This window comes from Nocardioides sp. JQ2195, assembly GCF_012272695.1.
In the GTDB taxonomy this organism is placed as follows: domain Bacteria; phylum Actinomycetota; class Actinomycetes; order Propionibacteriales; family Nocardioidaceae; genus Nocardioides.
The window spans coordinates 2,797,069-2,810,332 of sequence record NZ_CP050902.1; the positions used below are offsets into that span (position 1 = coordinate 2,797,069).

Below are 13,264 nucleotides of genomic sequence, written 5' to 3' on the forward strand. Positions count from 1 at the left end.
CGGGCCCGAGGACACGTCGTTGTCCTCGGGCCCGCCTCGCTCTCGGAGCAGTCCGGCGCCACACCAGAAGGCTCGGGTGAGGCTCAGCCTCGACCCGGCGCCGTTCGGACGGTCACCTCGGGGATCGTGGCGTCCTCGGGAAGGTCGACCACGTGCAGGATGGTGGCCGCGACCGACGCGGCCGAGACGAAGGCATCCGGGTCGTAGGCAGACCCTTCCTGCTCATGGACCTTGGCCTGCATCGGAGTGGCGGTGCGCGACGGGAAGACGCTGCTGACACGCACTCCGTGGGACTGCTCCTCGGCACGCAACCCGTCGGCGAAGGCCCGGGCACCGAACTTCGAGGCGGCGTACGCCGTCCACGCGGGGTTGGCGACCCGCCCCGAGGTGGAGTTCACCAGCAGCACGAGGCCACGCGCCGCACGCAGCGCCGGCAGGCAGATCCGGGTGAGCTCCATCGGGGCGATCAGGTTGACGTCGAGCTGGTGGCGGACCTGCTCGACCCGCTGCTCGGCAACGGGTGCCAGGTCGACGGCGCCGGCAACGTGGAGGAGCGAGTCCAGTCGCTCCGGCAGATCGGACAGTGCGGCCTCGAGGGTGTCGGGCCGGGCCAGGTCGGCGACCACCGTCCGAGCGCGTGGGAAACGCTCGGTCAGCTCCGTGGCCCGTTCCTCGGAGCGGACCAACAACCACAGCTCGTCACCGCGGGCATGGAGCTCGGTGGCCACCGCCGCGCCGATCCCGGAGCCGGCACCGGTCACCAGGTGGGTGCGAGCGGTGTTCACCTGGTGAAGACGATCTTGCCGAAGACGTCGCCGCCGGCCATCGCCGCGAACCCGTCGCGGGCGTCGGTCATCGCGATCTCCCTGTCGATCAACGGCCGTGCACCGGTCGCGTCGAGCATCGTGGTCAGCGCAGCCAGCTCGCCGCGCGTGCCCATCGTGGAGCCGATCACCTGCAGCTGCAGGAAGAAGATGCGGGTCAGCTCGGCGTCGTCGAGCTGGGGTCCGCTCGTCGTGCCGCTGATCACGATCTTGCCCCCAGGGCGCAAGGAACGGATCGAGTGCGACCAGGTGGCCCGACCAACCGTCTCCATGACCGCGTCCACCTTGATCGGCAGTCGCTCGTTGGACTCGAACACCTCGTGGGCACCGATCTCCAGGGCCCGGGCCCGCTTGGCCTCGTCCCGGCTGGTGGTCAGCACCTTCAGGCCGCCGGCGCGAGCGAGGGTGATCAGGGCGGTGGCCACGCCACCGCCGGCACCCTGGACGAGCACGGTGTCACCCGGCTTCAGGTCGCCCTGGGTGAACAGCATGCGGTAGGCCGTGAGCCAGGCCGTGGGCAGGCAGGCGGCCTCGGCGAAGGACATCGACGCCGGCTTGGCCACCACGTTGCGCTTCGGCACGATCACCTTGTCGGCGAAGGTGCCCTGGTGCCGCTCGGAGAGCAACGACCGCTTCGGGTCGAACGTCTCGTCGCCCTGCCAGTCGGGGTCGGAGACCACCGCGTGCACGAGCACCTCGTTGCCGTCCTCGTCGCGACCCGCGGCGTCGCAGCCCAGGATCATCGGCAGCGACTCCTCACGCAGGCCCACGCCGCGCAACGACCAGAGGTCGTGGTGGTTGAGGGAGGCCGCCTTGACGGTCACCGTCGTCCAGCCTTCGCGAGCCACGGGGTCGGGGCGCTCCCCCACCACCAGGCCGCTCAACGGGTCATCGGACGCGAACTTCTCTGCATAGACCGCAAACATGGTGCCAAACCTAGCGAACTGAGCGAGCGACCCCGTCACGACGTGCTGCCTCGGACACCGCTGCGGCCACTGCCGGCCCGACCCGCGGGTCGAACGGCGACGGAATGATGAGGTCCTCGGCGAGCTCGTCGCCGATCAGCTCGGCCAGGGCCTCGGCCGCGGCCAGCTTCATGCCTTCGGTGATCGCGGTGGCGTGCACGTCGTAGGCGCCCCGGAAGATGCCGGGGAAGGCCAGGACGTTGTTGATCTGGTTCGGGTAGTCGGAGCGCCCGGTGGCCACCACGCGGGCGTGCCGGTGGGCGACGTCCGGGTGCACCTCAGGGGTCGGGTTGGCCAGGCCGAAGATGATCGCGTCGTCGGCCATCGTGGCCACGATCTCCTCGGGCACGTTGCCGCCGGACACACCGATGTAGACGTCGGCGCCCTTCATCACGTCGGCCAGGCTCCCGGTCCGGCCGAAGTGGTCGGCCGTGTCGCGGGCCAGGTCCTTCTTGACCTGGGTGAGGTCGGACCGCTGGGAGTTCAGCACGCCCTGTCGGTCGATGACCGCGATGTCCTTGACGCCTGCCTCCAGCAGGATCCGGGTGACCGCAACGCCTGCGGCGCCGGCGCCCGAGACGACCACACGGGTGGTCTCGGCGACGCGTCCGGTCAGCTTGAGGGCGTTCTTGAGCGCAGCCAGGGCCACCACGGCGGTGCCGTGCTGGTCGTCGTGGAAGACCGGGATGTCGAGGCGGTCCTTGAGCCGCTGCTCGATCTCGAAGCATCGGGGGGCGGAGATGTCCTCGAGGTTGATGCCCCCGAAGGACGGCGCCATCCGGGCCACGGTCTCCACGATCTCGTCGACATCCGTCGTCGCCAAGCAGATCGGGATGCCGTCGACACCACCGAACTGCTTGAACAGCACGGCCTTGCCCTCCATCACCGGCATCGCCCCGGCCGGGCCGATGTCGCCCAGCCCGAGGACGGCCGTGCCGTCGGTGACGATGGCGACCGTGTTGGGCACCCACGTGTAGTTGCGGGTCAGCTGGGGGTTCTCCGAGATCGCCTCACACACCCGGGCAACGCCCGGCGTGTAGGCCAGGGAGAGCTCGTCGGCACCGGCGAGCGCCACCTGTGAGCGGGTCTCCATCTTCCCGCCGACGTGCAGGTCGAAGACCGGATCACCCGCGAACGGGTGCTCCGTGGGTTCATTCACAGAGGCAGGCATGACGGACTTTCGCGGAGGAGAAACGGAGTGGGCAGGCCCAGTTCGACGCGTCAGAGGTGGTTCGCGGAACTTGTCGGACCAGGGGGTCTCCCTGACTCCATATTGTCACAAGCCATCGTGCCCCTCCATCCCGTCACGCGTCGCGGACAGCGAATGAGACGCGCATCACCGTCGACGCCAGGGCCACACCCGCCGGCGCCAGGGCCACACCCGCCGGCGCCAGGGCCACACCCGCCGGCGTACGACGCCCAGCACCTCGGTGGCTGGCACGACGCCTCGATGGCGCGAGTCGATGCCAGCCGCCTGGTTGTCGCTCAGCAGCCACCAGCCCGGTGCGCCGGTGCGGGTGGCACGCTCCTCCACGGCGCGCTTCACCGCGACGGTGCCGTCCGCGAAGCGGGCCACCACGACGTCACCGGCCCGAACCCGTGCGCCGTAGGAGACCAGGAGTCGGTCGCCGTCGCGCAGCCGCGGCTCCATGGAGCGCCCACGAACCACGGCAAAGCCGATCCGCTTGTGGGCACCCGGCTGACGACGGTCATCCATGCGGAGTAGTGTCGCAGCGCAGAAGGAAATTCTCCGTTTTCCACGTCGAAGAGAGGACGCCAAGCATGCTTGAGCGACTGTTCGCCCCCACCGTTGAGGTCCAGGCCCACTGCGACCTGCCCTGCGGCGTCTACGACCCCGCACAGGCCCGCATCGAGGCCGAGTCCATCAAGGCCGTCATCGGCAAGCTCGCCGACAACGACGACCCCGACTTCCGCACCCGTGCCGTGCTGATCAAGGAGGAGCGCTCCGAGCTCGTCAAGCACCACCTCTGGGTGCTGTGGACCGACTACTTCAAGCCCCCGCACTTCGAGAAGTACCCGCAGCTGCACACGCTGGTCAACGAGGCGACCAAGCTTGCCGGCGCCGGGGGCACGAAGGGCACGATGGACGTCGAGGCTGCTGACCAGCTCCTCGCCAAGATCGACGAGATCGCCGAGATCTTCTGGGAGACCAAGAAGGCCTGAGAAGGTCCGCAGGTCGCTGACCTGCATCGTTAGTCACTAGACGCCGCCTCAGTCCGCACAGAGTCCGCAAGCGGATTGAGAGCGGCGTCTAGCACGTCTCGGGTGCGATCCTCATCGCCCGGGAACAGGTGCGCGTAGGTCCGCAGGGTGATGACCGCGGACGAGTGGCCCAAGAACGTCTGCACCTGCTTGACCGACGCTCCCCCGGAGATTAGGGCCGAGGCCGCGAAGTGCCGGAAGGCGTGACTGGTCACCCCGACGCCGGTGTCTGAGAGCAGTCGCTTCCATCGTCGGTACGTGAGCGGCTCCCCGAACTCATCGCCGAACAGCGCGCCATCGGACGGGTACGCCGCAAGGTGCGCTGCCAGCTCGTCAATCACGACCTGACCGACCGGCACGGTTCGCGCCGCTCTCCCCTTCACCGGCCCGAGCTCGTTGGACTGGAGCCGCTGCCGCTCGACGCGGATCGTTCGCCGCAGAAAGTCGACGTCAGAGACCTGCAGCCCGAGGAGCTCCCCGATCCGCAGGCCGGAGCCGGCGAGCGTCACCACGATGGCCTGCCACCGCTCATCGAGAGCCGAGCGCACCGCCTGCACTTCCTCGAGCGTCGGGATCTCGACCTCTCCCCCGGCACCCTTGGGCAGGGTGATCCTCCGGCACGGCGTCGACGCGATCACGCGATCCTCGACGGCCGACGAGAACACCTGGGCCATCACGTCGTAGATGTTGCGAATCGACCCGGCCGACAGCCCCTTGTCCTCGAGCGCCTTCACGAGCGCCTGGACGTGGCTCCGGCGCACCGCGGCCAGCCGATGCGTGCCGAGCGTCGGGAGGACGTGCAGCCGTAGCGCGTTGTCGACGATTCGCCGCGTGCCGTCGCTCGAGACCTGGATGCGCTGCCACTGGTCCGCGTAGGCCTTCACTGTGGCCTTGCCCGCCTGTGGATCCACGTAGTCACCCCGGACGACCGCGGCCGTCACCGAGTCAAGCCACTGCTGGGCGTCGACCTTGCGAGCGAAGTGCCGCGCGTGTTCCTTGTCGGCCTCGTCGCGGTAGCGGGCTCTCCACTTGCCGTCGGGACGCCTCTTGACGCTAGCCATCAGAGGTACGTCGTATCCGGAGTGCCGGGCTCATACCGGAAGCCCACTTTCCCACCGTCCGGCTCTAAGGCCGCCGCCGCAATCTCAGGTACCGACATCTCGAACCACTGCTTGTATGGCCCGTTCTCCAAGAGGGCTTCTGGCAACTCATCGAAGGACTTCCCCACCGAGTCGAGGTACCTCCGCGTTCGCTCCCGGGCGGCCTCTAGTTTCACGGCCGCGAAGCCAAGGTCGGAAGCTCTCGAGCTCACGTCTCCAAGCAAGAACCGGATCGTCTGCCGATCGGTGTCCATGCTGAACTCGTCGACCGAGGTTTTCAGGATGAAGGCAAGCGATTCCGCCTCGCTGAACCTCAGCGGCCGCGTGCCCTTCTCGATCGACCACACGGTCGACTGGCTCCACTTCTCGTGACCTTCGTCAACCATTGCTGCGGCCAGCGTGGCCTGAGGCATGTCGCCACGTATCGAGCGCACAGCTCGTCCGATTTCCTCATCGCGAGTTGTCATGCGCAACAGGCTACTACCGTTTCTAGTTGCCGTCCACTAGAACCCATGGTTAACTAGATCCCAAGGTTGTAATTCACTGGGAAGGCTAGTCACAATGGAGAAGCTCCTCCGCATCGATGACGTGGCCGCGATGACGGGCATCGCAGCGAACACGCTCCGCTATTGGAGGGCCACCAACACCGGCCCTCGGTCGGCGAAACTCGGACGACGCATCGTCTACCGCGAGGCCGACGTGCTCGCGTGGATCGACCAGCAGTTCGAGGACGGAAGCCCGGCCGCCTGATGGCCGGGACCGCATTGCCTCAGCCGTTGCCGTGCATCTGCGGCAAGGTCTGCCGTCTCCACGCCTCGCACCGGCAGAGCATGAACGCCGACGAGATCCGCCGCCGCTACCAGCTGGAGCGGGTCACCCCGGAGGTTCGCTGCCCGCACTGTGGCGCAGCGCCCGGCCAGCCGTGCACCGTGGCCATTCCGACTCGGGGCCGAATCCCCGCGGCCCGGGCTCACCCGTCCCGCCTGGCGGCAGCATGAGCCGCAAGCCGAGCCCGCAGGGCGGCTACTGGTACGCCAGCGCGATCCGCAAGAGCGATCTACCGGGACCCGCGCGGCACGTGGCCCTGACCCTGGCAAGCGTGGCGGACAGCGCGAGCGGTCAGGTCCGCGTGTCACTCAGCGTGCTCACCGGCTACACCGGACTCGGACGCAGCACCGTGGCGCGGGCTCTCAACGTCCTCGAGGCCGGCGACTGGATCGAGAGGGACAGGCCCGCGACGTGGGAGCAGATCCAGCACCGCGAGATGACGACGTACACGACCACGATCCCGGCCGGATACCCGACCTCCACTAGTCCCGCTCTGACACTAGACAACCTCTCCACTAGTCCCAGAGCGGGACAGGGACCTGTCCCAGAGACGACCTCGACTAGTGCCAGAGCGGGACACAGATCTATAGATCTAAGGGCGCGGGCGTCCGCTGGCGCTCCCGCTGCCGCCCGGACAAGCAGCGAGGCCCCACACCTCGAGGTCGTCGTGCCCCAGAACCTGCGCAACGCAGGACAGCCCTGCACCTGCGATCAGGCCATGACAGCCAAGGACGACCCGAGCGAATGCATCCGCTGCGCGGGGAGGGTCGCATGACCTACGACCGCTACGGCGAGCCCGTCGAGGACGAGACCGGCCAGGACGACACGCACACCTGTGACAACGGATGGCTCGGTGAGGACTACGCCGGCCGCCCGATCCCCTGCCTGACCTGCAGGCCCCACCTCCAGAAGGGCTACACACGATGAAGGTCCAGATCCGCCGCGTCAGCAAGACGACCCGACGCCACAAGGCTGACGGCAAGGGCAGCACGCTCGACAAGGCGTTCGTTCAAGGCTTCGTCGACGGCTACTCCGTCATCTGCCGGGCAGGCAAGGGATGGGACTGCTCGTGCCTCGACGACGAGTGCGAGCACCCCGACGCGATCGCCGACCTGCTGCACCCCGAGATGCTCGCCGAGCTCGAGGACGTCGCCGAGTGAAGCCCTGCCTATCGTGCGGTGAGCCGAGCGAAGAGACCCGTTGCCCTGACCACCAGCGCCCCGACGAGCGCGGCACACCGGCAGAGCGCGGCTACGACTGGACGTGGCAGAAGCTCAGCAAGAGGGCACGTGCCCTGCAGCCGTGGTGCTCCGACTGCTTCACGACCGACGACCTGACCACCGACCACAGCCCGCAGGCCTGGGCACGCAAGGCAGCCGGCAAGGCCATCCGCCTCCGCGACGTCGACGTCGTGTGCCGCTCCTGCAACGCCAAGAGAGGGAGGGCCAAGCCGCTGGAGACCCAGGGGACGGGCCCCCTCGAGTCAGGTTCCACACCCGTGGGTAAGGCGCAATCCCCGTTACACACGAGAACGGTTCTCAAGTGAGGGCCGGTCCCAAGGCCGCGGTCGACGGGTCAGCGCTCCCCTGGGCACCGCGCTCTGTAGGTGCTGCTCGGTTCGGGAAGTTCTGCGAGAGGTTCATCGTCACGCCCAAGGGGACGGGCGCTCGCAAGCCGATGAAGCCCCGGCCGTGGCAACTCGAGCTCGTGGGCTCGGTGCTCGACGCCACACCTCGACCGCGCACCGCTGGATGGATGATGCCGCGCGGACAGGGCAAGTCGACGCTGGTCGCCGCCCTCGGTCTCTACGACCTGTTCGAGGGTGAAGAGGGCGCGTCCGTCGTGGTCGCCGCCACCGACGAGCGCCAGGCCGGCATCGTGTTCAAGACAGCCGCCCGCATGGTGGAGCTGAACGAGGACCTGCAGAGCCGCTGCCAGGTATTCAAGGACCGGCTCTACATCCCCGAGCGCGGTGCCTCGTTCGTCTGCCTGCCGGCCGAGCCCAAGCGCCTCGAGGGACTCGACTACACGACGGCCATCCTCGACGAGATCGGCGTCGTCTCGCGTGACACCTATGAGGTTCTGGCCCTCGCACAGGGCAAGCGTGAGACCTCGACCCTGATCGGCATCGGCACCCCCGGCCCTGACCCGACGAACAACGTCCTGGCCGACATGCGCCAGTACGCGGCTGAGCACCCGGACGACCGCACGTTCGTCTGGCGCGAGCACTCCGCGGCCGGCTTCGAGGATCACCCCGTCGACTGCGCTCACTGCTGGGAGCTCGCCAACCCCGCGCTGGATGACTTCCTTCACCGCGACGCGATGCAGGCCCTCCTGCCGCCGAAGACCCGCGAGGCCACGTTCCGCCGCGCCCGCCTCTGCCAGCTCGTCACCGACACCGACGGCAAGTTCCTCCCGGCCGGCGTCTGGGATGGCCTGTCCACCGGGGCCGGCGTGCCCGACGGGCGAGAGGTCGTCATCGCCCTCGACGGCTCGTTCAGCGACGACACGACCGCGCTCCTGGTGGGCACCGTGGCCGCCGAACCTCACTTCGATGTCGTGAACGTCTGGGAGCGCCCGGCCGGGGACGACTCCTACCGCGTGCCGGTGGCCGACGTCGAGCAAGCCATCCGCGACGCCTGCAAGCGCTGGCAGGTCGTCGAGATCATCGCGGACCCGTTCCGCTGGACGCGGACCCTGCAGGCGCTGGAGTCCGAGCGGCTGCCCGTCGTGGAGTTCCCGCACTCCCCGTCACGCCTCACGGCCGCGACGACCGACCTCTACAGCGCCGCGACCAATGGCCTGATGACGCACTCAGGAGATCCCCGGCTGACCGCTCACGTCGGCGCAGCCGTCATCACCGAAGACGCCCGGGGGATGCGCCTTGCCAAGGCGTCCCGGTCCCGCAATGCCCGCAAGATCGACCTGGCCGCGTGCCTGGTCATGGCGCACTCCCGCGCCACGTGGCGAGCTACTCGCCGAGCCCGCAAGAAGACTAGGAGCTTTGCCTCATGACCGACCTGACAACCACTCTCCTGCAGAAGCTGGACGAGTCCACCGCGGCCTATGCCGAGCTGGACGGCTACTACTCTGGCACGCAGCCGCTGGCCTTCCTCTCCCCCGAGGCGAAGACAGCGCTGGGCACCCGGTTCGGCCGAATGGCCTCCAACATCCCGCGCCTTGCCGTGGCTGCCCTGGCCGAGCGTCTGCGGATCACCGGCTTCACCGGGGCCGACGTGTGGCCCGATTGGATCCGCAACGACCTCGACCAGCTGGCCGGCGTCGCGCACCGCGAGGCGCTCACCCTGGGCAAGTCCTACGTGATCGTGTGGGCCAACCCCGACGGCTCCCCGCGCGTCAGCATCGAGTCTGCCCGCCAGGTCGTCGCGCTCCGCGACCCCGGCACGCGCCAGATCGTCGCCGCGATCAAGCGCTGGGAGACCGGCACGACCACGGAGGCCGTGCTCTACCGTGCGGACGGGATCACCCGCCTGCGCTCCAACAGTCCCGGCGCGACCACGACCGGCTTCCAGATCGTCGAGGAGATCGACAACCCGCTCGGAGTCGTGCCCGTCGTGGCGCTGCGCAACTCGGATCGTCTGCTCGAGGACGGCGTGAGCGAGATCGAGGATCTCAAGCCCTTGGTCGACGGGCTGAACAAGTCGCTGGTCGACCTGATGACGACCTCGGAGTACGTCGGCCGCCCGCGCCGCTGGGCTACCGGCATTGAGCTCGAGGAAGACGACGAGACCGGCGACGCCGTGAACCCGATCCCCGAGGGCAACCGGGCCATGATCTCGGAGAACCCCGACGCGAAGTTCGGGCAGCTCAACGCCGCCGACCTGGCCGGTTATGAGGCATCGGTGCGCGTGATCCTCGGTCAGATCATGGCCGTCTCCGCGCTGCCGGCGCACTACGTCGGCGTGTTCTCCGACAACCCCGCCAGCGCCGACGCGCTCCGCGCTGCAGAGGCATCCCTGACCGCACGCGCCGAGGCACGTCAGGCGACGTTCGGCCGATCGTGGGAGGACGTGGCCCGCCTCATGGTGGCAGTCCGCGAGGGCACCGACCCGACGACTGTCGAGGCGCGCGTCCGTTGGGCCGACGCCGCTACCCGCTCGGTGGCACAGGAGGCCGACGCGATCGTGAAACTGTTCGGTGCCGGGCTGCTCCCCGTCTCGACCGCGCTGGCCCGCCTGGGCTACGACACGGACCAGATTGCCGAGATCCGCAACGCTCGCCGCGGTGAGGCCCTCGACGGCGCAGGGCTCAACCTCGACGGGCTGCTCCAGGCGGAGGGCACGCCGACCAGCGGTCCCACCGAAGGCGCTGACCTCAAGGCCAAGGCCGACGCGCTGGGCATCCTGATCCGTGCCGGTGCCGAGCCCAAGTCTGCCGCCGCTCTCGTCGGCCTCTCCGGGGTCGACTTCACCGGAGCCGTGCCGGTCTCGCTGCGCCTGCCCGAGTCCGAGGCCACCGAGCTCGAGGACGCCTGATGGCCTACCGCGACACCCTCAAGGCGCTAGCCGCCGAGACAGAGGCGCAGGTGCTCGCCGCCTATGCCAGCTACCTGGCCGGCCGGATGAACGAGGATGCGTTCGTCGCGATCCTGGCCGCCTACATCGCGGCCGGCAACGTCAAGGCCTACGCGCTCGCGGATCTCTCCCTCGCCATGTCCCTCTCCGTCGAGCTGGGCACGCCCGTGGCCGCGCTCGGAGTGAGCCCGCCGGCCGATGACGCCGACCGGCTGACCAAGGCCGCTCACACGCTGCTGGCCGTCGACGAGCTCGCCACCGGCCGCGTGGGCAGGCTGGCCCGCTCCGAGCCACTGGAGTCCGCAGCACGCGCCTACAGCGCGGCCATGAAGGAATCCCCGCACGTCGCCGGATGGGTCCGCAACGTCTCCGGTGGAGCCTGCCAGCTCTGCACCTGGTGGTGGCGCGAGGGACAAGTCTGGCCGGCCGATCACGAGATGCCCACACACAAGGGATGCACCTGCACCCCTGAACCCGTCACCGCCTGAAAGGAAGAACCATGACCGAACAGATTGCCGAGACCGAGGAAGCCCCCGAGGTCGAGACCGAAGAGACCGACACCCCCGAGACCGACCCGGAGACGTTCCCGCTCGAGTACGTGCAGAAGCTCCGCGACGAGTCCGCGAAGTACCGCACCCGAGCACAGCGGGCCGACGACCTCGCGCAGCGGCTCCACGTCTCACTGGTGGCCGCGAGCGGCCGCCTTGCCGACCCCGACGACCTGCCGTTCGTCGAGGCCCACATCGACGACCCCGAGGCGCTCACGGCCGCGATCGACGACCTGCTTGCCCGGAAGCCTCACCTCGTTTCGAGGACGCCTGTCGGTGACGTAGGGCAAGGTGCCACCCAAGGGGAGGCAGCCGTCGACCTCGCCGGGATGCTCCGGCGTAACGCATGACGAAAGGGAGAACCGTGGCAACCAGAGCGGAATTCGAGCAGACGATGCTCGACAAGCTGACCAAGATGGCGGAAGGCGCGAGCAACTCGACCCAACTCCTGAAGCTGGCAGAGACCTACGCCTGGCTCGTGAGTCCCGGACAGCCGCACGGCGGGGAAGTTCACGTCACCAAGTAGTTAAACCTCACTTGAGGTATGCTGAGAGGGACGGTCCTGGCGGCCGTCCCTCTTCGCTTCGCGGTCCTGGCGGCCGAGCGTGACAACTTCCGCTCTCACCAAAGGACGCCATCATGGCCGTAGACACCAGCAACGCCGCAGAACTCACCGCCGAGCAGGTCCAGAAGGTTCTGGTCCAGCCGCTCGAGGCACAGTCCGCATTCCTCGCAGCCGGCCCCCGGATCATCGACACCGCTGGCCCGCTCCGCCTCCCGAAGATGGGGCCGGCGACCAGTCCCGGCTGGTTCGACGAGAACGCGCAGATCACGCCCGAGGTCGACCCGACGTTCGACGAGATCATGCTCCTTCCCTCGACCATGCAGAGCGTGAAGACGCTGACGCGCTTCTCCAACGAGCTGGCTCGCCAATCGGTCATCGCGCTCGACCAGGCGCTCCGTGACCGGATCGTCAAGGACGTGGCCGACACCCTCGACAAGCAGTTCCTGGGGCTCACCGGAGACGGCGTGACCAAGCCCAAGGGTCTGTTCGTCTACGCCGGCCAGTCGCTCGCCGTCGACGCCGCGGTCGGTCTCGACGACCTCCTCGACGCCGAGGCCCTCGCGCTCGGTGCGAACGTCAACCCGGACGCGCTCAAGTGGGTCATGACCTCGCGTGAGTTCATCGCGCTGCGCAAGATCAAGGCCGCGACCGGCTCGAACAACTACGTGCTGCAGCCCGACCCCACCAAGGCCGGCGGCTACACCATCTTCGGCAAGCCGGTCATCGTGACCAACCACCTGACCGACACGACCGGCACGCCGAACACCGGCAACATGGCGCTGGTCGACTTCTCTCAGATCGTGGTTGCCCGCGACCTGGCCCCGTCGGTCAAGGTGCTCGACCAGACGTTCGGCGACTACGACCAGCAGGCCATCCGCGTGGTCGCCCGCTACGACGTGGCCGCCCTCAACGACGACGCCGTGATCGAGCTGACCGGCATCACGATCTGATGACTGCGCCCACGGCGCAGAGCGTCGCGGACTTCCTTGGCCAGGGTGATGACGTGGGTTTCATCGCCCTGGCCGAGGAACACCTGCCGATGGTCACGCACATGGTCAACGCCTACACGCGCGGGAAGGGCTTCACCGACGGCATCCCCGACGATGACGTCGCGGCCGTGATCGTGTCCTCCGTGGCTCGACTGGTGGTCAACCCGGAGCAGTACGACCTCGACACCGCTGGCCCGTTCACGACGCGCTACCGCGTGTTCGACGGCTGGTCCCTGCCCGAGCTCGCGATCCTTCACCGCTACCGCAAGAGGGCGCTGTGAGGCGCATCGTCGTCACTCACGTGCAGGTCACGGAGACCACTGACGACTACGGGAACACGGTCACGGTCGAGACGCCCGTAGATGTCCCGCGCTGCCTCCTGGCCCCGCGCTCGTCGACCGAGCGCACCGACCCACACTCACCGGCCGTCATCAGCGGGTCACAGCTCTACATGCCCGCACGCTCCACGCCCCCGGCCCCCGCGGACTACTTCCTCATCGACGGGAAGCGGTACGACGCCGAGGGAGAGCCCGGCGTCTGGCCGGGCCGAGGCATCGAGGTAGCCGTGAAACACATTCCCTGACCCGGCGTCAACGTCACCCCGACGTGCTCCTATCTCGCGTCCGGGAACGATGGTGGCGAGCGGCCTTTGCGACTTCTTTCACCGCACAGACCCACCAGCGCCAG

The 13,264-nt window shown here is 68.5% G+C and carries 18 protein-coding genes; 12 read left to right on the forward strand and 6 right to left on the reverse strand.

The window, feature by feature from the left end; translation table 11 throughout:
* Positions 1-83 precede the first annotated feature (83 nt).
* The 4 genes from ncot_RS13200 to ncot_RS13215 form a co-directional block, all read right to left on the reverse strand.
* A complete protein-coding gene (locus ncot_RS13200) occupies positions 84-785 on the reverse strand; it encodes an SDR family oxidoreductase (protein ID WP_206064964.1) in 702 nt (233 codons plus the stop codon).
* Complete coding sequence (locus tag ncot_RS13205) at positions 782-1,750, reverse strand: zinc-binding dehydrogenase (protein ID WP_168618033.1); 969 nt, start codon at positions 1,748-1,750, stop codon at positions 782-784. The genes ncot_RS13200 and ncot_RS13205 overlap by 4 nt, the downstream gene beginning before the upstream one ends.
* Before the next feature lie 10 nt (positions 1,751-1,760).
* A complete protein-coding gene (locus ncot_RS13210) occupies positions 1,761-2,882 on the reverse strand; it encodes an NADP-dependent malic enzyme (protein WP_240938190.1) in 1,122 nt (373 codons plus the stop codon).
* 243 nt (positions 2,883-3,125) lie between these two features.
* Entirely contained in the window at positions 3,126-3,506 is a 381-nt protein-coding gene (locus ncot_RS13215) for a S24/S26 family peptidase (protein ID WP_168618035.1), read from the reverse strand.
* 65 nt (positions 3,507-3,571) lie between these two features.
* Here ncot_RS13215 and sodN point away from each other — a divergent pair, with 65 nt between their 5' ends.
* The gene (sodN, locus tag ncot_RS13220; RefSeq protein ID WP_057324572.1) at positions 3,572-3,973 is read left to right on the forward strand and encodes a superoxide dismutase, Ni; all 402 of its coding nucleotides are present in this window, start codon (positions 3,572-3,574) and stop codon (positions 3,971-3,973) included.
* 29 nt (positions 3,974-4,002) lie between these two features.
* Here sodN and ncot_RS13225 read toward each other — a convergent pair whose 3' ends face one another.
* Both ncot_RS13225 and ncot_RS13230 read right to left on the reverse strand, forming a co-directional pair.
* On the reverse strand, positions 4,003-5,073 hold the full coding sequence (locus ncot_RS13225) for a site-specific integrase (protein WP_240937900.1): 1,071 nt from the start codon (positions 5,071-5,073) through the stop codon (positions 4,003-4,005).
* Complete coding sequence (locus tag ncot_RS13230) at positions 5,073-5,579, reverse strand: helix-turn-helix transcriptional regulator (protein WP_168618036.1); 507 nt, start codon at positions 5,577-5,579, stop codon at positions 5,073-5,075. Before ncot_RS13230 ends, ncot_RS13225 begins: the two co-directional genes overlap by 1 nt.
* A gap of 94 nt (positions 5,580-5,673) precedes the next feature.
* Between ncot_RS13230 and ncot_RS13235 the strand changes: the two genes are divergently transcribed.
* From ncot_RS13235 to ncot_RS13285, 11 genes are all read left to right on the forward strand, one after another.
* Positions 5,674-5,862, forward strand: coding sequence for a helix-turn-helix domain-containing protein (locus tag ncot_RS13235; protein WP_168618037.1), 189 nt, complete (start codon positions 5,674-5,676; stop codon positions 5,860-5,862).
* 849 nt (positions 5,863-6,711) lie between these two features.
* Complete coding sequence (locus ncot_RS13240) at positions 6,712-6,867, forward strand: hypothetical protein (RefSeq protein ID WP_168618038.1); 156 nt, start codon at positions 6,712-6,714, stop codon at positions 6,865-6,867.
* Positions 6,864-7,100 carry a hypothetical protein gene (locus ncot_RS13245; RefSeq protein WP_168618039.1) on the forward strand — a complete coding sequence of 79 codons (237 nt, stop codon included), beginning with the start codon at positions 6,864-6,866 and terminating at the stop codon, positions 7,098-7,100. The genes ncot_RS13240 and ncot_RS13245 overlap by 4 nt, the downstream gene beginning before the upstream one ends.
* 517 nt (positions 7,101-7,617) lie before the next feature.
* On the forward strand, positions 7,618-8,955 hold the full coding sequence (locus tag ncot_RS13250) for a terminase large subunit (RefSeq protein WP_206064965.1): 1,338 nt from the start codon (positions 7,618-7,620) through the stop codon (positions 8,953-8,955).
* Positions 8,952-10,436: a phage portal protein gene (locus tag ncot_RS13255; RefSeq protein WP_168618041.1), complete on the forward strand. Its 1,485-nt coding sequence runs from the start codon at positions 8,952-8,954 to the stop codon at positions 10,434-10,436. The genes ncot_RS13250 and ncot_RS13255 overlap by 4 nt, the downstream gene beginning before the upstream one ends.
* On the forward strand, positions 10,436-10,963 hold the full coding sequence (locus ncot_RS13260; RefSeq protein ID WP_168618042.1) for a hypothetical protein: 528 nt from the start codon (positions 10,436-10,438) through the stop codon (positions 10,961-10,963). The genes ncot_RS13255 and ncot_RS13260 overlap by 1 nt, the downstream gene beginning before the upstream one ends.
* Before the next feature lie 11 nt (positions 10,964-10,974).
* Complete coding sequence (locus tag ncot_RS13265; RefSeq protein WP_168618043.1) at positions 10,975-11,373, forward strand: hypothetical protein; 399 nt, start codon at positions 10,975-10,977, stop codon at positions 11,371-11,373.
* A gap of 14 nt (positions 11,374-11,387) precedes the next feature.
* Complete coding sequence (locus ncot_RS13270) at positions 11,388-11,549, forward strand: hypothetical protein (RefSeq protein ID WP_168618044.1); 162 nt, start codon at positions 11,388-11,390, stop codon at positions 11,547-11,549.
* A 113-nt stretch (positions 11,550-11,662) separates the two neighbouring features.
* Positions 11,663-12,538, forward strand: a complete 876-nt coding sequence (locus ncot_RS13275; protein ID WP_168618045.1) for a phage major capsid protein — start codon at positions 11,663-11,665, stop codon at positions 12,536-12,538.
* Positions 12,538-12,858, forward strand: coding sequence for a hypothetical protein (locus ncot_RS13280; protein ID WP_168618046.1), 321 nt, complete (start codon positions 12,538-12,540; stop codon positions 12,856-12,858). Before ncot_RS13275 ends, ncot_RS13280 begins: the two co-directional genes overlap by 1 nt.
* A complete protein-coding gene (locus ncot_RS13285; protein ID WP_168618047.1) occupies positions 12,855-13,160 on the forward strand; it encodes a hypothetical protein in 306 nt (101 codons plus the stop codon). Before ncot_RS13280 ends, ncot_RS13285 begins: the two co-directional genes overlap by 4 nt.
* Positions 13,161-13,264 lie beyond the last annotated feature (104 nt).